This window comes from Sphingomonas quercus (assembly GCF_018863195.1).
In the GTDB taxonomy this organism is placed as follows: Bacteria; Pseudomonadota; Alphaproteobacteria; order Sphingomonadales; family Sphingomonadaceae; genus Solisphingomonas; species Solisphingomonas quercus.
Genome location: NZ_JAHKRT010000003.1, coordinates 152,688 through 172,724, shown reverse-complemented (window position 1 = coordinate 172,724; position 20,037 = coordinate 152,688). Strand labels below are relative to the sequence as shown.

The following is a 20,037-nucleotide window of genomic DNA, read 5'->3' as shown; positions in this document are numbered from 1 at the left end:
GCGAGGGCGCAAAAAAGGAGGTTATCAAGGTGACCAGTAGCATGTCGTTCTGCCCGGGCGGCGGTACCAAGTGAGCGGGTCGGTCCCCGCGTTCGGCGCGCTGCGGCTGCCGCGCTCCGTCCTGTTCGGACGCGGCCAGCGCCACGCGCTCGGCTCCGTCGCCAGCAGCCGCGGCAAGCGTGCCCTGCTATGCACGGATCCGCGGCAGAGCGCCCAGCCCGAGTTCGCAGCGATGCTCGCCGATCTCAAGGCGCATGGCCTGGAGACCCATGTCTTCGACCAGACCATCCCTGATCTGCCGCTTGCCTCGATCGAGGCCTGCGTCGCCGAGGTGCGGGGCTTCGCTGCCGATCTGGTGATCGGCGTCGGCGGCGGCAGCTCGATGGACATGGCCAAGGTGGTCGCGGTGATGCTGGCCCATGGCGGCGATATCCGCTCCTATTATGGCGAGTTCGCGGTACCGGGGCCGGTGCTGCCGCTGATCGCGTTGCCGACCACGGCGGGCACCGGATCGGAAGTGACGCCGGTCGCGGTGGTCGCCGACGAGGAACGCGGCGCGAAGGTCGGCATCGCCAGCCCGCATCTGGTGCCGATGGTCGCGATCTGCGATCCCGATCTGACTGTGACCTGCCCGCCCTATCTCACCGCCTGCTCAGGCGCGGACGCGCTGACCCATGCGGTGGAGGCCTATACCACGCTGGCGCGGCCGGCCGACCCGCTGCTCACCGAGCAGCACGTCTTCGTCGGCAAGAACCTGCTGTCGGACCAGTTCGCACAGCTCGCCGTGGTCAACATCTTCCGCTTCCTGGAACGCGCCTATCGCGACGGCGACGACATCGAGGCGCGCGAGGGGCTGATGCTGGCGGCGCTGGCGGCCGGCTGCGCGTTCGGCACGGCGGGGACGGCGGCGGCGCATGCGCTGCAATATCCCGTCGGCAATCTGACCCACACTGCGCATGGCGATGGCGTGGCGACGCTGCTACCTTATGTCATGCAGTTCAACCGCCCGGCCTGCGCCCCCGCTTTCGCCGAGCTGGCGCGGGCGATCGGCCTGCCGGCCGGACCGGTGGAGGAAACCTCGCAGGCGTTCATCGACGCGGTGGCGACCTTGCTGGCCGCGGTGCACATTCCCGGCTCTCTCGCCGAGCTCGGCCTCGAGGCCGATCAACAGGATTATGTCGCCAAGACTGCGTTGAACTCGGCGCGGCTGGTCAAGAACAATCCCCGCCCTCTCGATCTGTCGGCTATGCAGAGCATCACCCGGGCTGCCTTCGCCGGCGACCGGGCGGCGCTGCATTCCATTTGAGCTCCCCAAGTCAGGCCCTTCCCATGACCAGCAACAGCTTCACCTGCGCGACCACCGATGGCCAGTCCGGGCCGTTTCCCATTCCCACCGACCTGCTGATCGGCGACGCCTGGCGGCCCGCCGCCAGCGGCGAGCGCATCGACATCCTCAATCCCGCCACCGAGGCGGTGTTGACCTCGGTCGCCGATGCCAGCCCGGCCGAGGGCATAGCCGCCGTCGACGCCGCCGCCGCCGCGGCCGCGGCATGGGCGGCGACGCCGCCGCGCAAGCGCGCGGAGATCCTGCTCGCCTGCTTCCACGCGATGATGGCCGAGCAGGAATGGCTGGCGCAGCTCATCTCGCTGGAGAACGGCAAGGCGCTGTCCGACGCGCGCGGCGAGGTGGCCTATGCCGCCGAATTCTTCCGCTGGTATGCCGAAGAGGCGGTGCGCATCAACGGCGAGATCAGCATCGCGCCGTCCGGCGCCAACCGCATCATGGTGCAATATCAGCCGATCGGCATCGCGCTGCTGATCACGCCTTGGAATTTCCCGGCGGCGATGGCAACGCGCAAGATCGCCCCGGCGCTCGCGGCCGGCTGCACATGCATCGTCAAGCCGGCCGAGGAAACCCCGCTGACCGCGCTCGCCGTCGCCGAGATCATGCGCCGCGCGGGCGTGCCGGCCGGCGTCGTCAACGTCATCAACACCAGCGCCCCGGGCCCGGTATGCAGCGCCATCCTGCACGATCCGCGCGTGCGCAAGCTGTCCTTCACCGGGTCGACCGAGGTCGGCCGCATCCTGCTGCGCGAGGCGGCGGACCAGGTCATCAGCTCATCCATGGAGCTGGGCGGCAACGCGCCGTTCCTGGTCCTCGACGACGCTGATCTCGACGAGGCGATCGAGGGCGCGATGATCGCCAAGATGCGCAATGCCGGCGAGGCCTGCACCGCGGCCAACCGCTTCTATGTCCAGCGCGGCATTCACGACGCGTTCGTCGCCAAGCTGGTCGAGCGGATGGGCGCGCTGCGCCTCGGCCCCGGCGTGGACGGCGCCACCCAGTGCGGGGCGATGATCAATCGCCAGTCGATCGACAAGATCGAGGAGCTGGTATCCGACGCGCTTGGCCGCGGCGCCGAGGTGCGGCTCGGCTGCAAGACGCCGGACGGCGCGGGCTTCTTCTATCCGCCGTCGGTGATCGCCAATGTCCAGCCCGGCTCGAAGATCCTCGAGACCGAGGTGTTCGGTCCGGTGGCGGCGGTGATCCCGTTCGACGATGCGGACGAGGCTGTGGCGCTCGCCAACGCCACCGAATATGGCCTGGCCGCCTACGTCTATACCGGCGACCTCAAGAAGGGCCTGCAGATTTCCGAACGCATCGAGTGCGGCATGATCGCGCTGAACCGCGGCCTCGTCTCCGACGCGGCGGCGCCGTTCGGCGGCGTCAAGCAGAGCGGACTCGGCCGGGAAGGGGCCCATCACGGCATGCTCGATTACTGCGAAGCCAAGTATATCGCGGTGAGCTGGTAATCGAGATCCGCCGCCAACATAGTATATAAGAGAGGGATCCCGAGGCGAAATGTATGAGATATCCCGACGCAACCTGCTAGGCGGCACCGCTGCCGCCGTCGCTGCCATCGGCCTCGATCCGGTGCGCAGGGCGGCAGTGGCGGCCGTCCCGCCCGGCGGGCCGGACACCGAATGGCGCCATTACGGGGCCAATCAGGCCAATACGCGCTATTCGCCGCTCGATCAGATCAACGCCGACAATTTCGGCGATCTGCAGGTTGCGTGGAGTTTCAAGACGGACGTGCTCGGCGCCCGCAAGGAATATCAGTTCGAGGCGACGCCGCTGCTGATCAAGGGCCGGCTGTTCCTCACCGCCGGATCGCGGCGCGACTGCATCGCCATCGACGCGGCCACCGGCGAGCTCCTCTGGATGTATCGGAAGGAGGAGGGCAAGCGCGCCCAGAATGCGCCGCGCCAGCTCTCCGGCCATGGCTGCTCCTATTGGACGGATGGGACCAAGGAACGCATCCTGTTCGTCACCATCGGCTATCAGCTCGTCTGTCTCGACGCCGAGACGGGGGATCCGGATCCCGCCTTCGGCGTCAACGGGGTCGTCGACCTGAAGAAGGATTTCGACCAGGAGATCGACCTCGAAACCTCCGATGTCGGCCTGCATTCAACGCCGCTGATCGCGCGCGACACGGTTATCGTCGGGGCGGCGCACACCGCAGGTGACGTGCCCGCGGTTCGCCGCAACGTGAAGGGCTATGTGCGCGGCTTCGACGTGCGCACCGGCAAGCGCAAATGGATTTTCCACACCATCCCGCGCAAGGGCGAGTTCGGTTACGACAGCTGGATCAACGCCGGCGACGCCGAGGCGGCCGGCAATGGCGGTGTCTGGGCGGAAATGTCCGCGGACGAGGAACTCGGCCTCGCCTATCTGCCGGTGGAGCTGCCGACCGGCGACGAAATGGGCATCTATCGCCACGGCAATGCTCTGTTCGGCGAGTCCATCGTCGCGGTGGACATCGAGACGGGCGAGCGGCGCTGGCATTACCAGCTCGTCCATCACGGCATCTGGGACAGCGACATTCCCTGCGCGCCGATCCTGTGCGACATCCCGGTCAACGGCAAGATCGTCAAGGCGCTCGCCCAGCCGACCAAGTATAATTTCCTGTTCGTGCTCGATCGTACAAACGGCAAGCCGATCTGGCCGATCGTCGAGCGCAAGGTGGAGAAGGGCGACGTGCCCGGCGAATGGTATTCGCCGACCCAGCCGTTCCCGACCAAGCCGCCGGCTTATGGCGCGCAGGGCGTGTCGATCGACGATCTGATCGATTTCACGCCGGAGCTGCGCGCCCAGGCCGTCGAAATGGTCAAGCGCTACAAGATCGGCCCGCTGTTCACACCGCCGACGGTCAGCACCCCGGAGCGCTGGGGGACGATCAGCGTCCCCGGCGTGCAGGGCGGCACCAACTGGCCGGGCGGCTGCTACGATCCCGAAACCCACACCGTCTTTGTCTATTCGAAGACCCAGCCGTCGCTGATGGGCATCGTCCCCAACACCAACACCAAGGTCTCCGAGTTCGAGCAGGTCCACGGCGTCGCCGGCGCGGAGGTGCGCAGCCAGACGCTGATGGGCGCGGCGCCGCCCGGTGGGGCGAGGCCTGCGCCGCGCCCGCGCGCCAATGCCGCGCCGGCGCAGTCGCCCGGCCTGCTGACGGTGCAGGGGCTGCCGCTGATCAAGCCGCCCTATGGCCGCATCGCCGCCATCGATCTCACCAAGGGCGACCTGAAGTGGACGATCGCCCATGGCGAGACGCCGGACGATGTTCGCAATCACCCGGCGCTCAAGGGCCTCAAGATCCCGCGCACCGGCCGTGCCGGCAATGTCGGGCCGCTTGCCACCAAGACGCTGGTGATCTGCGGCGAGCCGGGTTTCTACACCAATGAATACGGCGTGCGCGGCGCCATGCTGCGCGCTTATGACAAGGCCACCGGGGTCGAGAAGGGCGCGGTCTACATGCCCGCGCCGCAGAGCGGTTCGCCGATGACCTATATGCTGAAGGGCCGCCAATATCTCGTCGTCGCTATCGGCGGCGGCAATTACAGCGCCGAATTGCTGGCGTTCCGTCTGCCGGGAGCTGCGTGATGAAGCGAATGTACTTGATGCTGGGCGCGGCGGCTCTGGCGCTGGGCGGCGCGGCGATCGTCGGCGCGCAGATGCCGGAACGCAACGTCTGGGGCGGAGCCTATACCGCCGAGCAGGCGGAGCGTGGCAAGGCCGCCTATGCCGAGAATTGCGCCGCCTGCCATGGCGAAACCCTGTCAGGCATCGACGTCGCTCCGGCGCTGGTCGGCTCGACCTTCCTCAGCAACTGGAACAACACCTCTGCCGCCGACCTGTTCGAGCGCATCCAGATGACCATGCCGCTCAACGCGCCCGGTACGCTCGGCGGACGGACGGTGGCCGACATCGAAGCATTCATCTTCCAGTCCAACGGCTTCCCGACCGGCCAGCTCGCCCTGCCGCCGACGCCGCAGATGATGACCAATGTGAGGATTTCCGCGCAAAAGCCCGGCGGATAAAAAGGCCGGCGAATTTGATTTCGCCGGCCAGTCGGGAGCTTGTGAGCGGGGCGGTCACACCGCCTGCAGGCCATGCGTCCTGATCTTGTTGATCAGTTCGCGGTGGCGGGGCAGGCTGGCGCGCAGCCTTTCGGTGTGGGTGATGTTCTCGCGCACGGCGCGATCGGCCTGCCGGGCATCGCCGGCCAGCGCTTCGGGCTCCACTTCGGTGCGGAAGTCCATGCCGTAGAGCACATATTGATAGCTGGCGGGGGGGAACACCTCTTCCACCCGGTCGAACTCGTCATGGAACCAGGGCGACTGGTATTTCCACAGAAGCAGCAGATCCTGCAGGCGATCGGGGACCGTCTCCGGGCGGACGTTATCGCGCCAGAAGTCGCTGTCCTCGCGCTTGGTCAGCACGTAATGGAGCTTGAGGAAGTCGATGATCCGCCCCCAGCGATAATGAGTGGTGGCGTTGAAGCGCGCGGCGACGACGTCCATGACCTCGCGGCAGACCGGCATCTGTTCGGCGATCATCTTGGCGGACAGCTCGATGAGCACGATCGCCGAGGATTCGAGCGGCTCGAGGAAGCCGGCCGCCAGCCCCACCGCCACGCAATTGCCCTTCCAGAAGGTTTCGCGGTGGCCGGAGCGGATGCCGATCTTGCGCACCGCGAGGCCGTCCGCCGCCGGCCCGATATAGGCGCGCAGCTGCCGCTCGGCCTCGTCATCGGAGATATGGCTGCTGGAATAGACATGGCCGGTGCCGCGCCGCGTCGGCAGGCCGATATCCCAGATCCACCCGGCCGGTTGCGCGGTGGAGATGGTGTGGCTGGCGATCGGGCTGATCTCGCTGTCATATGGAATCTGCACGGCAAGCGCGGTGTCGCAGAACAGCACGTCGCTGCAGCTCTTGAAGGGTACGCCGAGCGCTTCGCCGAGCAGCAGCGAGCGGAAGCCGGTGCAATCGACGAACAGGTCGCCCTCGATCTCGCCGGCCTGCTCGGTGAGGATGGCGCGGATATCGCCGTCCTCCTTCAGCAACACCTCGCGCACATCAGCGCGGACGTGGCGCACGCCCAGCTTCTCGCAGCAATGCTTCTGGAGGAAGGGCGCGAACTTGCCGGCGTCGAGGTGATAGGCATAGTTGGCCAAGGCCTCATATTCGGGCGTCGTGATCGTCTTCGGCGCGAGGCCGTCGTCGCACACCCGGCCCTGCGGGCAGACCATGTCGCAAAAGCTCCGTCCGTCGCCGCCGGCCAGCCAGTGCGGCACGAGATTGAGCTGGGAAAAGCCCTGCGGAAGCATCAACGGGTGATAATAGGCGTCGTCCGCCGTGCCGGTGGTCCAGCGGGCGAATTTGGCGCCCTGCTTGAAGCTGGCATCGCATTCGCGGAAGAGATCGGTCTCCGAAACCCCGATCCTCGCCAACGTCGAGCGCAAGGTCGGCCAGGTTCCCTCGCCGACGCCGATGATCGGGGTATTCGGGGATTCAACGAGGGTCACCGTGAAGCCGGCGGCGCTGCGGCTCAGATGCTTCGCGGCGATGACGCCGGCGGTGAGCCACCCCGCCGTGCCGCCGCCGACGATGACGATGTTCCTGACCGGATGCATTCAACCTCTCTCCCGGGAATATACCGGGAGCGCCGTCGCCGGCGCCCCCGGCCTGTAGCTAGAAGTGGAAACGCGCGCCGGCGGTGAAACGCCGGCCATAGCGAAACACCTCCAGCAACTGATTGTCGAAGCGACCGTGCGTGCTGTACGTTTCGTTATTCAGATTGAGCGCCTCGAAGAACACAGTCAATTGCTTCGTCACGTCATAGCTGGTGCTGAAGTCGATTTGCATGCTCGGGTTGACGAAGATGGGCTCCGATCCGAACAGCGTGCCGCTGGCCTGCGGCTGGCCGAACTGGAGCAGATATTCCCCGCGATAATTGAGCGCGACGCGCGCCTCGAACCCATATTTGTCGAAGAAGCCGACGAAGTTCGCCGAGTTGGCGAGGCCCGTCACCGCGAAGCCGGTCGTCGTGCGATCGAACTTGTCATAGGGCTTGTTGGTGTTGACCAGGGTGGCGTTGGCGGTGAGGCCGAAGCCGCTGTTGCCGAACACATGCTGGAGGGCGATCTCGACGCCGCGCACGGTGGCGTCCGGGCCATTGACCTGTTGCGTCACCGTGAACACGGCGGGCTGCCCGGTGGTCGGGTCGATCACCGGTGTCCCGCTCGGCGTGTTGATGGTCTGCCGGGAAGTGCCGCCGACGACGAAGTTCGACACGTTCTTCACGAAGAAATTGACCGACAGATAGGAATTGGCCCGGTAATACCATTCGGCGGCAAGATCGAAATTGTCGGCAAGATAGGGCTTGAGCAGCGGGTTGCCGCCCGATGCGGAGAGCGCGCCGGTACGCGGACCGGTCGGCACGCTCAGCACCGGGTTGAGCACGTTGAGCGCCGGCCGGGTCAGCGTCCGCGATGCGTCGAAGCGCAGATGCAGGCGATCGGTCAGCTCCAGCTTCATGTCGACCGCCGGCAGCAGATAGCCATAGTCGTTCTTGGTGGTGATCGGCGAGGCCGCGCTCAGCGTGACCGTCATCAGGGTCGGGTCGCCCGGGTTTACCCGCATGCTCACCGGCAGGAGCGAGAAGCCCGACGACGACAGGTTGGTGTGTTCGTTGCGAACGCCGGCGTTGAAGTGGAACGGCCGGCCGGCGATCTCCGTGTCGAATTTCGCGCGCAGGAACAGGCTCCACGTCTTTTCCCGGATGTCGCGGAGTGCGGCAGGGTTCACCGACAGGCTGAACTGGCCGCGATAGGTCGGCACGCCGCCATAGCTGAAGCCCGGGATATTCGTCGCCTGCGGATTGCCGAGCGCCTCCAGCGCGGCGAGATAGGCATAGCCGCTATAGACCAGCACGTCCGGCGGCAGCGATCCGGAATAGCCAGGGATGAAGTTCTTGCCGAGATTGACGGTGCCGGTGAACAGGCTGGGGCTCATCGCCACGCCGGCGAGCTGGCCGGTCGTCTGGTATAACTGGCCGAACGGCCCGTAGCCGGCATATGCCTGGCTGAAGTTACTGGTGCCGAAGCCCCACGGTGTCATCGTGTAGCGATCCTTGAGGTAATCGCCGCCGAACTTGATGGTGACGTCGTCCTGCTTCCATTCGGCGCTGAGGCGGACTTGCTTGACGTCGTCGGTGTTCTTGTTGCGGGCGCGACCGGCGACGTGCGAACCCATGAAGTCGGTCGGTGCCCAGCGCGTCGGGTCGCCGCCGATGCCGTAGTTATGCAGTTCCGGGATCGAATCGCTGCTGTCGCCGCCGACCCTGAGGCCGAAATTGGGATCCATGAGTTTGAACCCGTAGCCGACGTCCCCGCTCGCCGTGCCGCCCTTCTTGTTGCCGGGGTTGGTGAGGCTCTTTGCCCAGGAGCCGTCGGCTTCCACGGTGAGATTGTCGGTCGCCTCCCATTTGACGTTGAGGCCGACCTGATTCATCTGGGTGATGTCGCCGCCGTTGGTAGCGTCTAGATCAGTCTGCGACACGCCCGGCTGGGTGAAGTCGAGCATCGCGCCATTTTCATCAAGCTGGACGTTGCGCAAATTGGCCTGATTGAACCATACGCCGAATCCGTAATTATCGTTGTTGATCCTCTGGCGTGTGAAGTTGTCATCAAGAGTGATCAGCAGGCTGTCCGCCGGCTGCCATTGCAGCGCCAGACGGCCGTCGTAGCGGGTGTCGCGGACGTTGTTCTGATAGGCGCCATATTGCTGCGGGAACCAGCCGACGATGTTCCGGTTGGCGGCGGCAAGTGCGCCCGGCGCGGCGCAATTCGGGTCGGCCGATTTCGAGATCTGACACGGCGCGAAATTCTGCGCGATCCAGCCGGCGACGTAGACGCGGTTACTTTGCGTGTCGTGGCGGGTGTACATCGCATCGACGAGGATGCCGAACGTATCGTCCGCGAACGTATCGCTGATCAGCAGGCCGCCAGCCGGCACGACATGGCCGGCCCCGTCCTGGATCGAGCCCGAGCCAGAGGCGGCGATTCTGAGCCCGGGGCGATCGAACGGCTTGGCGTACTGGATGTTGAGGGTGGCGCCGATCGAGCTGGACGAGAGCGACACGTCCGGCGTCTTGTAGACGCTGAGCCCGCCGACGAAGTCCGAGCCGACGGTGCTGAAATCGACCGAACGGTTGCCAGTCGCGGTCGAGATGCGCCGCCCGTCGACCAGCGTCGTGTTGAAGTCACCGCCAAAGCCGCGCACCGTGATGCCGGTCGGTTCGCCGCGCGCGCCGTTGCGCTGGATCGAGACGCCAGGCAGGCGTTGCAGCGAGGCCGCGACGTTGGAGTCAGGGAATTTGCCGATATCCTCGGCGGAGATCACGTCGACGACTCCGGATGCCTCGCGCTTGGCATCCAGGTTGCGTTGCAGCGAGCCGCGGATGCCGGTGACCACGATCTCGTCCTGTGGCCCGCCGGCCGGCTGGCTCTGGGCCGTCGCCGGGGCGCCGAGCGTCAACGCCGCCAGGCTCGATGCGCCCATGAATACGGCTCTTCCTGCGCGACGCCCTCGGCGCGCGCGCCCGTTCTCCTGAAATGCTGTCATTGCCCTTCATCCCCTATTGCTCGACATCGCTGCTGTCCGAAAACGGCCAGCCTCCCGCGTCTCCGCAATCAATGTTGCGGCTGTTGTTCTTGAGCTGATGTGGAAGCCTTCGCAGTTGCGGAAGGAAACTTCCCCCTAGAAATCATATCTGATATGATAGATACAGACATTTATAGCGCCATCAAGGGTCTTTTGCGGCTGGTTTTGTATGCAAGAACGGATCATGGTGACGGGAAACGGCGTTAGTCTCGGGATGGTTTTGCCGGGTGGCCGCGCGGGGGGAGCGGGCGAAGAATAGCGGACGAATAGGGGAAGGACGCAGAGCGGTGACGGAATTGCAAATGTTGAACGCCGCGGACCATGGCGGCCTGCGGCTGCGGCGCCGGGATTCGACGGCGACCCATTTCGTCCAGATCGTCACCGGCGAGTTTGCCGCAGCGGCCACGGCCTGCCCGATCCTGCTCACCAAGAAGGCTGCAACCGGCGCCTTCTTCGCCGGGGCGATGTTCGGATTCAGGCCGGGCGAGAATCTGCTTGGCGCCACCACTGGCGGAAGGGACGTGTTCTGGCCGCTCGATCTGGAGCGGCAGGCCTTCTATATCGCTGGTGACGGCATCGCCATTGATCGCCACCACCCGCGCATCGACGAGGCGGACGGAGATCCGCTGTTCGACGAGGAGGGGCAACCCAGCCCCCGGTTGCGCCGCATCCAGCGCATCCTCGGCCAGCTCAAATCAGGGCTGGAGGAGACGGATCGCTTCATCGCGACGCTGCTCGCGCATCGGCTGGTCGAGCCGATCGACATCGGCATGCGCTTCGACGACGGCGAGCGGATCGAGCTGAACGGGCTCTATACGGTCAGCCTCGACGCGCTCCACGAGCTGGATGACGCCACTGCGCTGGCGCTGTTCCGCAACGGCTATTTACAACTCGCCTATTGCATGGCGGGCTCGCTCAAGCAGATTCCGCTGCTTGCCGAGCGGCGCAACGCGCGACTGGCGCACGGCGCCTGAGCGGGCGGATGCTGCGCGAGATCGACGCCACCGGGCCGCTCGATGCGGCCACCTTCCTGCGCAGCGTCGCTGAGCCTTGCGCGCCGGTCATCCTGCGCGGGCTATGCCGGACGTGGCCGGCCCGTCACGCGGGGGAGCGTTCGGCCGCAGAACTCTGCGCCTATCTGCGCCGCTTCGACAGCGGCGCGCCGGCCCAGGCATTCATCGGGCCGCCGGCACTGGCCGGCCGCTATTTCTATGGCGATGGCCCGGACGGCTTCAATTTCGCGCGCGAGACGCTGGATCTGTCGGAGGCGTTGCCGCGCATGCTCGCCGCCGCCGCCGATGCGACATTGCCCAGCGTCTATATGGGTTCGGTGCCGGTGGACAGCCAGGTGCCCGGCTTTGCCGAGGAGAACGGGCTGAGCCTGCTGCCCCCGGCGGTAAGGCCGCGCATCTGGCTCGGCAACGCATCGCTCGTCGCCTGCCATTATGACGCCTATGACAATATCGCCTGCGTCGTCGCCGGGCGGCGGCGTTTCACCCTCTATCCGCCGGATGCGATCGGCGACCTTTATGTCGGGCGGATCGACCATACGCTGGCCGGGCAGCCGGTGTCGCTGGCCGCGAGCGCCGCGGAGGGCGATCCGCGCTATCCACGCTTCCCGGCGGCGCGGGCGCGCGCGCTGATCGCCGATCTCGCCCCTGGCGACGCACTCTTTCTGCCCAAATTGTGGTGGCACGAGGTCGAGGCCGCTGACCCGTTCAATATGCTGGTCAATTATTGGTGGGACGGGTTCAGCACGGGTCCGGACGCGCCCTATACGACGATGCTGCTGGCGATGATCGCCATCGCCGAACGCCCGCCGGCTGAGCGGGCGGCGTGGCGCGCCTTTTTCGATCATTATGTCTTCCGCCCCGACGGCCACCCGCTGGCGCACCTGCCGGAGACGGAACGCGGGCTCCTCGGTCCTTTGCGGGCCGGCAATTACGGGCGTATCCGTGCAAAGGTGATGCAGTGGCTGCGCGGCGGCTGAGCGTCAGTTGCCCGTCCACGCCGGCACCTGTTTGGTGCGGGCGAGGAAATCCGCGACGCCCCGCCTGAAATCGGCGCTGCCATAGACCTCGGCGATCAGGTCCTCGACGTCCGGCAGCGCGCCGTAGGCCATGCGGCGGATCATTTCCTTGGTAGCGCGGGTGGTGATCGGCGCATTCTCCGCCGCCCGCACCGCCAGCGCGTCCGCCTCCGCGTCCAGCGCGTCGCGCTCGACGATGCGCAGCAGGAAGCCGGCCTCGAGCATCTCCTGCGCGGTGATCATTTCGCCGAGCAGGATCATGCGCTTGGCCCGCTGCACGCCGACCGCTCCGCCGATCCGCGCCACGCTGAGCGCCGAAAGGCAATTGCCGATGGTCCGGCCGAGCGGCGAGCCGAAGCGCGCGTCCGGCGTGGCGATGCGGAAATCGCAGCCGGACGAGATGTTGATGCCGCCGCCCACCGCCCAGCCCTCGACCACGGCGATGGTTGCGCAGGGGACGGCGTCCAGCGCGCCGAGGCATTCGTCGATGCCGCGCTCATACTCGACGCCCTGCGCGCCGCTTTCATAGTCCGCGAACTTCGAGATGTCGGTGCCGGAGATGAACGCCTTGCCGCCGACGCCGCGGAAGATGGCGACGCGGATGTCGCGATCGGCGGCGATATCCCGGCATGCGTCGCGCAGGTCCAGCCACATCTGGCTGGTCAGCGCGTTGTGCGCGGCGGGATTGTCGAACAGGATATGGGCCTGGTTGCCGCGCTTCTCATAGATCAGGCGTGGGGCGTTCATCAGGCGGACTCCGCTTCCGGGGCAAGAAATCCCTGTTCTATCAATTCGCTGCGGATGGCGTCACCATGCTCGTCGAGCAGCGGCGGCGGCAGGCGTACCTCCTGCGGCGTGCCGCGCATCTTCACCGGAAAGCCGAGCGCCTTGAACGAGCCTTCCACCGGATGCGGCACCTGCATCACCATCTCGCGCGCGACGGCCTGTTCGCTGGCCACTGCCTCGCCATAATCGAGGATCGGCGCGGCCGGCACGCCCGCGGCGAGCAGCGCGTCGATCCATTCCTGGCGGGTGCGGGTGAGGAAGGTCGGGGCGAGATCGGCCATCAGCGCGCCGAGATTGGTGACACGCACCGCGTTGCTAGAGTAGCGCGGATCGTCCTGCAGTTCGGGGCGGCCGAGCACCTGGAGGAAAGTCAGCCACAGGCCCTGATTGGCGGCGCCGATGACGAAATAGCCGTCCGAGGCGAGCACCGCCTGATAGGGCGCGGACATGCGGTTGGCCGAGCCGATCGGCGTCGGTGCGCGGCCGGTGCCCCACAGCTCGGCCGTCTCCCACACCGACAGGCCGAGCGCTGCCTCGAGCAGCGAGGCGTCGATATATTGCCCCTTGCCGCTCTTCTCCCGCCCGATCAGCGCCGAAAGGATGCCGTAGATCGAGAACAGGCCCGCGCCGAGATCGGCGACGGCGATGCTGTTCTTCGCCGGCTCCATGCCGGGAAAGCCGTTGGCGCTGAGCACCCCCGACATCGCCTGCGCGATCAGATCGAAGCCGGGGCGCTGGGACCAGGGACCCGTCTGGCCGAAGCCGGAGATGCTCGCATAGATCAGCCGCGGGTTGATCCCGGACAATATGTCATAGGAGATGCCCAGCCGCGCGGCGACGCCGGGGCGGGCATTCTCGACCAGTACGTCCGCACTCCGGACCAGCGCGTAGAGGACTGCGCGATCCTTCTCGTCCTTGAGGTTGAGGGCGATGCTGCGCTTGTTGCGGTTGAGCGCGAGGAAGCCGGGGCTGTCCTCGCCCTTGAGACGGAAGCCCATCGAGTGCCGCGTCGAATCGCCGGTCTTCGGCGGCTCGATCTTGATCACGTCGGCGCCCATGTCCCCCAACAGCATGCAGCAGAACGGGCCCGCCATGACCTGCGAGATATCAAGTACACGGATCCCAGCCAGCGGCAGCGTCGCCATATCGTCTCTCCTCCAGCACCGCGCCCGCGGTGTCGTCTTGGGGCTTCAACCTTATCGGTGGATCATATTGTATATGATTTGTGCCTTTGCTAACAGCTGTACGGAGAAAGAACAACCGGGCTCGTGCGGTCAACCGGCGGGCTCGCCTTAGGAGGGGCAAAGCGTTGCGCGCATCATCCCGTTTGCGCCGGTCCGCCGGGCTGGCTTCGCTGTTTTCCATTGCCGCGATGGCCGCGCAGGGCGTCGTCGCCGCGCCGGGCGACGATGACTGGTCGCGCTATGGTCGGGATGCCGGCGGCGCGCGTTATTCGCCGCTGGCGCAGATCGCCCCGCGCAATGTCACGGGACTGCGGCAGGCGTGGATCTATCATATGCGCCCCGCCACCGAAGCGCCGGCCGCGGGAGGCGCCGTTGCGGGTGCGGACGGCGCCTCGTCGCGGTCGAATGCCGGCTTCATCGGCTCGGAGGCGACGCCGATCGTCATCGCCGGCGTGATGTACCTGCCGACGCCCTATGGCCGGGTGGTGGCGCTGGACGCGGCGACCGGGCGCGAGCGCTGGGCATACGCCCTGCCCAATCGCGATCAGGCGTCGACGCGTGGCGTCGCCTATTGGCCGGGCGGGGCGGGGGTGGGCGCGCGCATCGTGTTCGGCACCCGCTCCGGCCTGCTCATCGCGCTCGACGCCGCGACTGGCCAGCCGGCGGCCGGCTTCGGCGAGAATGGCGTGGTCCGCCTGAAGACGCCGGACGTGATGAACGGCCTCACCGTGGCGCCCTACGGCATGACCAGCCCGCCGGCCATTTTCCAGGACCTGATCATCGCAGGCTCGCGCGTGCAGGAGATGCCGACGCGTGGCGCCGCCGGCGATGTGCGCGCGTTCGACGCCCGCACCGGCAAGCTGGTGTGGACATTCCACACCATCCCGCAGGCCGGGCAAAAGGGCGCCGACACATGGGAGCCGGGCAGCGCCGACAAGCGCTCGGGCACCAATGTCTGGACGTTCGTGCAGGTCGACGAGAAGAGCGGCATCGCCTATCTGCCGATCGGCGCGCCGACCTTCGATCGGTGGGGTGGCGATCGCAAGGGCGCCAACCTCTATTCCAACTCGGTTGTCGCGGTGGACGCGCGCACCGGCATGTATCTCTGGCATTTCCAGACCGTCCATCACGACATCTGGGATGTCGACCTGCCGGTGCTGACGCTGATCGACGTCCGCAAGGGCGGGCGGACCATCCCGGCGCTGGTGGCGATGAACAAGACGGCGATCATGTTCATCCTCGACCGCCTTACCGGCAAGCCGATCTACGACGTGCGCGAAGTGCCGGTGCCGACCGAGACGGACGTGCCGGGCGAGCAGCCCTGGCCGACCCAGCCGATGCCGGTCACGCCGCCGCCGCTCACCCGCCTGAGCTGGGAGCCCGGCGATATCGTCGACGCTACCCCGGAGCTGAAGGCGCGGTGCGAGGCCGTGGCGAAGGAGCTGAATGTCTCCGCCTCGAAGATGTTTCAGCCGCTGCGCGCGGACAGCGCCGTCAATTTCTTTCCGGGCAGCCTCGGCGGGGTGGACTGGGGCGGCGGCGCGTTCGATGCCAGGCAGGGCATCTACGTCGTCAACGTCAACGAGCTCGCCAGCCCGCAGCAACTCGCCCAGCAGCCGGACGGGACGTGGGGGATGAAGGCCGGCTACGCCTATTTCCTCGATCGCGAGACCGGCTTTCCCTGCCATCGGCCGCCCTGGGGCTCGCTGGTCGGCGTCGACGTGAACAAGGGCAAGATCGTCTGGAAACGCCCGCTCGGCGATACCGGCATTCCCGCGCTCAAGGATGCCGGCCTGATCAGTGCCGGCGGGCCGATCACCACTGCCAGCGGCCTGACGTTCATCGGCGGCACCAAGGATAAAAGGCTGCGTGCCTTCGAGACCAGGACCGGCAAGCTGCTCTGGGAGGCGGAGCTGCCCGGCCCGGTCAGCGCCACGCCGATGACCTATGCCGCCGGCGGGCGTCAAATGGTGGCGGCGGTCGCCACCGGCGGCGCATCATTCGCGCCGACCACCAGCGACGCGGTGGTCGCCTATGCGCTGCCTTCAGGAGGACGAGGACGATGATCGAGAGGCTCCCCATCGCCGTGGCGCTGGTCGCGCTGGCGCTGATCGGCGCCGGGGCGGTGGCGCAGGATGCCGCTCCGGCGCCACCGCCGCCAGGCCCCGGCCTGACGCTGATCAACGAGCGCTGCGGCTTCTGCCACCCGGTCGGCCAGGTGTTCCAGTTGCGCCGCACGCCGGACGCTTGGGCGGCGACCGTGCAGCAAATGGCGGCGCGGGGCGCCGAGCTGTCGCCTGAAGAGATCGGCGTGATCACCGACTATCTTGCGAAGAACTACGCGCCGCCGCCCGCCGCCAAATAGACGGCGGGCGCCGACGTCGCTTATTTCATCTCGCTATACATCGGAATTTCGCCCTTCACCTTGCTGTGCAGGCGATAAATGCTGGTGCTGGCGGTGATGTAGACGCTGTGGCCGTCCTCGCCGAAGGCGAGGTTGGCGGCGACCTCCGGCAGCTTGATCTGGCCGAGTATCTTGCCCTGCGGCGTGACGATGCGGATGCCGCCCGGGCCCGTCGCCCAGATGTTGCCGGCGCTGTCGATCTTCAGCCCGTCCGCGCCGCCCGGCCCGCCGCTGGCGGGAAAGCGCACCACCACCCGCGGCGCCGAGAGCTTGCCGCCGGCGCCGACGTCATAGGCGCGGATATACATGTCCGGCCGGCTGTAATTGGCGACGTAGAGCGTCTTGTAGTCCGGCGAGAAGCCGATGCCGTTGGGCAGCGGCATGTCGGTGATCACCGGCTCCAGCCGGCCATTGGCGTAGCGGAACACGGCGTTGAACGGCAATTGCTTGGCCGGATCCTTGTCCATGCCGTTGAACAGGCCGAACGGCGGATCGGTGAACCACAGCGCGCCGTCCTTGTCGTAGACGAGATCATTGGGGCTGTTCAGCCTTTTGCCCTGATAGTCGGAGATGAACGGCTGGATCCGGCCTTGGGCGTCGAGCCTGGCGATCCGCCGCGCGCCCATCTGCACCATCAGGATCGAGCCATCGGCCGCCGGCACCATGCCATTGGGGCCGATGCTGGCGCCGGGCGGATGATCGGCGAGGCCGCCGGCATTGTCGGCGATAAGCTCGACCTTGCCGTCGCGGGTCACCGTGCGCAGCTTGTCGCCCCGGACGTCGGAAAAATACAGTCGCCCGCGATGCCACACCGGGCCCTCGGTGAACTCGAACCCGGTGGCGACGCGCTCGATGGGAGTATTCGGCGCGATGATCGCGTCAAGGGCGGGATCGAGCCGCTCGATCGACGGCGGCGAAGCCGGCGGCGGGGCGGGGGGCTGCGCGCTGACCGGGGCGCACAGCAGCGCGGCAGAGGCGACGAGCAGGGCAGCCCGAAGGCGTGATGACATGGCGTGGCTCCTGATGGTGGTGGCGATGATGACGGTGTCGGGGATCAGCGCTGCGCTGCCCGCGCCCGGGGATCGTTGGCGGCGCGATAACGGGCCTTGGCGTCGAGATCGCGCGCTACGCCGATGACCATCAGCTCCAGCGGCGCCGCGCCGGTCTGGCGGATCGCCCGCGCCTCGCCGAGATCGACGGGCACGGCGTCGCCGGCCTTGATCGCGGCGGTTTCGGTGCCGACGGTGATCTCGCCGGCGCCGGCCATCACATAATAGACTTCGCTCATCTCGGCCTGGGCGTGGGCGGCGAGCGTGCCGCCCGGGGCCATCATGATGTGATCGACATAGGACCAGGGCGTCGAGAACACCGTCGGCTGCAAGGCGCGGCGGTACAGCACCGCGCCGGCAGCACCGGGAAGCGCGTCCGCCGCCGGCCGCAACAGGCTGCGATCGAGCCGCATGGTGATGAATTGCGGGATCGGATCGAGCGTGGCGCCGGTGTGGGGATCGCCCAGGTCGAAATTGTCGTAGATCTTGGTCATCCCGACATTGATGTTCATCCACTGCACCGGCTTGTCGGTGGGATTATAGATGCCGTGGGCGTGGCCCATCCGGTCGGGCGCGCCGGCCGGGGCGGCGATGCGCGAGGTGCGGCCGTCGACGGTGAACTCCGCCTCGCCGTCGAGGATGACGAACATCTCCTCGCACTGGTTATGGAAATGCTGGCCGATGCCGCTGTGCGGGGCGATCGTGCCGCGGTGAAGGAAGATGAAGTTTGTGCTCAGCGCCTTGTCGCCGAGCAGCGCGCCGAACTGCATCGAGCCCGGCCCGCCGTGAACGGCGGTGGCGGTACGCTGCGTCGCCGGCCCGCCGGTGTGGCCAATGCGCTCGCCGAGCGGCACGGCCGCCGAAGTGGCGGTGGCGATCGGAAGCGCAACCAAGGCGGCTGCGAGCACCCTCGGAATCATCTTCCCCTCCTGTCGGGCTGACTTGCCCTTGTCTGTTTGCCAAGCCATACAGGCATCGCATCGAGAATCATATATGATATTGTCAGACGCGATGCGGAGGGGAAACCGATGAGCGGATCGCGGCGATCCAGGGTCAGGCTCGGCCTGATCTTCCTGTTGTTCCTGATCAGCGCGATCGCGTTCCTCGATCGCACCAACATCTCCATTGCCGGCGTCGAGATGCGCCAGGATTATGGCATCGACCAGGTCAGGCTCGGCTGGGTCTTCAGCGCCTTTCTGATCGGCTACGGGCTGTTCCAGGTGCCCGCAGGGTGGCTGGCGGCGCGCTATGGGCCGCGCATCGTGCTGACCGGCGCGCTCGTCTGGTGGGGCGTGTTCACCGCGGCGACGGCGCTGATCCCGCCACAGGGCAGCGCCGCCCTGCTGCTGCTGGCGCTGACCCGGTTCGCGCTCGGCATGGGTGAGTCCGTGGTCTATCCGTCCGGCAACCAGTTCGTCTCGCGCTGGATCCCCGCGCAGGAGCGCGGGAAGGCCAATGGCTGGATCTTCGCCGGGGTCGGCGCCGGATCGGGCATCACGCCGCCACTGATCACCGCCATCATCCTGTGGGGCGGCTGGCGCGCCTCCTTCTACGTCTGTGCGGTGATCGGCATCGTCGCCGCGCTGGTGTGGTTCGTGGCGGCCCGTGACAGGCCGCAGGATCACGCCGCGGTCAATGACGCAGAGCGCGCCCATATCGAGGCGGGCCTGCCGCCGGCGGTGAGCGGGCCGCAGGCGCCGATCCCGTGGCGGGCGATCCTGTCCAGCCGCAATGTCTGGGGGCTGTTCATCAGCTATACGGCGTTCGGCTATGTGATCTGGATTTTCTTCAGCTGGTTCTTCATCTATCTCGCCGAGGCGCGGCATCTCGACGTCAAGTCGAGCGCGATATTCTCGATGCTGCCCTTCCTGTGCATGACGTTCGGCTGCCTGATCGGCGGCGTCGTCAACGATCGGGTGTCGGCGCGCTACGGCCCTTATTGGGGGAGGTCGGGGCTCGGCGTGGTGTCATTCATCCTCACCGGCATATTCCTCATCGCCGGCTCGATGGTCGACAATGCGCCGCTGGCGGTGGTGATCCTCGCCGGCGGGGCGGGGGCGATCTATCTTTCGCAGAGTTCCTTCTGGTCAGTGACGGCGGATATCTCGGGCGAGCATAGCGGCGTCGTCTCCGGCTTCATGAACATGGGATGCCAGATCGGCGGCGCCGTCACCTCGACGCTGACGCCGATCATCGCCGCGCAGTTCGGCTGGACGGCGGCGTTCCTCGCGGGCGCGGCGGTGGTGCTGGCCGGCGTGCTGGCCTGGGCGGTGGTCGACCCCGGCCGCCTGCTGGAGCGGCCGGAGCCGACGCTCAACGCGCCCGTGCCGGCTTGACGGCGAAGGGGCTGCGTCCGGCCATGTCGAAGAAGGTGGTGCCGAGCGGGGAGCGGCGGACATGGACGGCGTCGCCGACGGCGGGCGGCGCCGCCACCACCGTGGTGTTGTAGGCGGTGCCGTCCGCCAGCTGGAGCCGGTAATAGCCGTGGCGGAGCGGGGTCACCGTTGCGATCTCGGTGTCGTAATCGGCGCGGCGGCGCGGCGCCTCGCGCGCGGGCTCGGCCATTGCCGGGGGCG

16 protein-coding genes are annotated in these 20,037 nt (G+C 67.0%); 9 read left to right on the top strand and 7 right to left on the bottom strand.

Annotation, left to right across the window (positions count from 1 at the left end):
* The first annotated feature begins 70 nt into the window (after positions 1-70).
* Genes KOF26_RS06715 through KOF26_RS06700 form a run of 4 tightly spaced genes read left to right on the top strand, consistent with a single transcriptional unit; the run spans position 71 to position 5,382 of the window.
* The gene (locus KOF26_RS06715; RefSeq protein ID WP_216322203.1) at positions 71-1,306 is read left to right on the top strand and encodes an iron-containing alcohol dehydrogenase; all 1,236 of its coding nucleotides are present in this window, start codon (positions 71-73) and stop codon (positions 1,304-1,306) included.
* A 23-nt stretch (positions 1,307-1,329) separates the two neighbouring features.
* Entirely contained in the window at positions 1,330-2,814 is a 1,485-nt protein-coding gene (locus KOF26_RS06710; RefSeq protein WP_216322190.1) for an NAD-dependent succinate-semialdehyde dehydrogenase, read from the top strand.
* Between the two features lie 49 nt (positions 2,815-2,863).
* On the top strand, positions 2,864-4,945 hold the full coding sequence (locus KOF26_RS06705) for a PQQ-binding-like beta-propeller repeat protein (protein WP_216322187.1): 2,082 nt from the start codon (positions 2,864-2,866) through the stop codon (positions 4,943-4,945).
* The gene (locus tag KOF26_RS06700) at positions 4,945-5,382 is read left to right on the top strand and encodes a c-type cytochrome (protein ID WP_216322184.1); all 438 of its coding nucleotides are present in this window, start codon (positions 4,945-4,947) and stop codon (positions 5,380-5,382) included. Before KOF26_RS06705 ends, KOF26_RS06700 begins: the two co-directional genes overlap by 1 nt.
* Positions 5,383-5,436: 54 nt before the next feature.
* Here the strand turns inward: KOF26_RS06700 and KOF26_RS06695 are convergent, their stop codons facing one another.
* Together KOF26_RS06695 and KOF26_RS06690 are read right to left on the bottom strand one after the other, a co-directional pair.
* Complete coding sequence (locus tag KOF26_RS06695) at positions 5,437-6,978, bottom strand: tryptophan halogenase family protein (protein ID WP_216322181.1); 1,542 nt, start codon at positions 6,976-6,978, stop codon at positions 5,437-5,439.
* A 58-nt stretch (positions 6,979-7,036) separates the two neighbouring features.
* Complete coding sequence (locus KOF26_RS06690) at positions 7,037-9,907, bottom strand: TonB-dependent receptor (protein ID WP_253201203.1); 2,871 nt, start codon at positions 9,905-9,907, stop codon at positions 7,037-7,039.
* Positions 9,908-10,311: 404 nt separating this feature from the next.
* Here KOF26_RS06690 and KOF26_RS06685 point away from each other — a divergent pair, with 404 nt between their 5' ends.
* Together KOF26_RS06685 and KOF26_RS06680 are read left to right on the top strand one after the other, a co-directional pair.
* Complete coding sequence (locus KOF26_RS06685; RefSeq protein WP_216322177.1) at positions 10,312-10,983, top strand: SapC family protein; 672 nt, start codon at positions 10,312-10,314, stop codon at positions 10,981-10,983.
* A gap of 8 nt (positions 10,984-10,991) precedes the next feature.
* Positions 10,992-11,999 (top strand): cupin-like domain-containing protein, encoded by a 1,008-nt coding sequence (locus KOF26_RS06680; protein ID WP_216322174.1) that lies wholly within the window; start codon positions 10,992-10,994, stop codon positions 11,997-11,999.
* Between the two features lie 3 nt (positions 12,000-12,002).
* Here the strand turns inward: KOF26_RS06680 and KOF26_RS06675 are convergent, their stop codons facing one another.
* On the bottom strand, positions 12,003-12,785 hold the full coding sequence (locus KOF26_RS06675) for an enoyl-CoA hydratase (protein WP_216322170.1): 783 nt from the start codon (positions 12,783-12,785) through the stop codon (positions 12,003-12,005).
* The gene (locus KOF26_RS06670; RefSeq protein WP_216322167.1) at positions 12,785-13,969 is read right to left on the bottom strand and encodes a CaiB/BaiF CoA transferase family protein; all 1,185 of its coding nucleotides are present in this window, start codon (positions 13,967-13,969) and stop codon (positions 12,785-12,787) included. Before KOF26_RS06670 ends, KOF26_RS06675 begins: the two co-directional genes overlap by 1 nt.
* A gap of 227 nt (positions 13,970-14,196) precedes the next feature.
* Between KOF26_RS06670 and KOF26_RS06665 the strand changes: the two genes are divergently transcribed.
* Positions 14,197-16,074, top strand: a complete 1,878-nt coding sequence (locus tag KOF26_RS06665) for an outer membrane protein assembly factor BamB family protein (RefSeq protein WP_216322165.1) — start codon at positions 14,197-14,199, stop codon at positions 16,072-16,074.
* On the top strand, positions 16,071-16,373 hold the full coding sequence (locus tag KOF26_RS06660; RefSeq protein WP_253201201.1) for a hypothetical protein: 303 nt from the start codon (positions 16,071-16,073) through the stop codon (positions 16,371-16,373). Before KOF26_RS06665 ends, KOF26_RS06660 begins: the two co-directional genes overlap by 4 nt.
* A 20-nt stretch (positions 16,374-16,393) precedes the next feature.
* Here KOF26_RS06660 and KOF26_RS06655 read toward each other — a convergent pair whose 3' ends face one another.
* Complete coding sequence (locus tag KOF26_RS06655) at positions 16,394-17,422, bottom strand: SMP-30/gluconolactonase/LRE family protein (RefSeq protein WP_216322162.1); 1,029 nt, start codon at positions 17,420-17,422, stop codon at positions 16,394-16,396.
* Positions 17,423-17,466: 44 nt separating this feature from the next.
* Positions 17,467-18,381 (bottom strand): cupin domain-containing protein, encoded by a 915-nt coding sequence (locus KOF26_RS06650; RefSeq protein WP_216322158.1) that lies wholly within the window; start codon positions 18,379-18,381, stop codon positions 17,467-17,469.
* Between the two features lie 108 nt (positions 18,382-18,489).
* On the opposite strand from KOF26_RS06650, the gene KOF26_RS06645 reads away from it, so the two are divergent.
* Positions 18,490-19,797 carry an MFS transporter gene (locus KOF26_RS06645; RefSeq protein ID WP_216322155.1) on the top strand — a complete coding sequence of 436 codons (1,308 nt, stop codon included), beginning with the start codon at positions 18,490-18,492 and terminating at the stop codon, positions 19,795-19,797.
* On the opposite strand, the gene KOF26_RS17055 is transcribed toward KOF26_RS06645, so the two are convergent.
* The gene (locus KOF26_RS17055; RefSeq protein ID WP_253201200.1) at positions 19,775-20,026 is read right to left on the bottom strand and encodes a hypothetical protein; all 252 of its coding nucleotides are present in this window, start codon (positions 20,024-20,026) and stop codon (positions 19,775-19,777) included. The two genes, KOF26_RS06645 and KOF26_RS17055, sit on opposite strands and share 23 nt — an antisense overlap.
* Positions 20,027-20,037 lie beyond the last annotated feature (11 nt).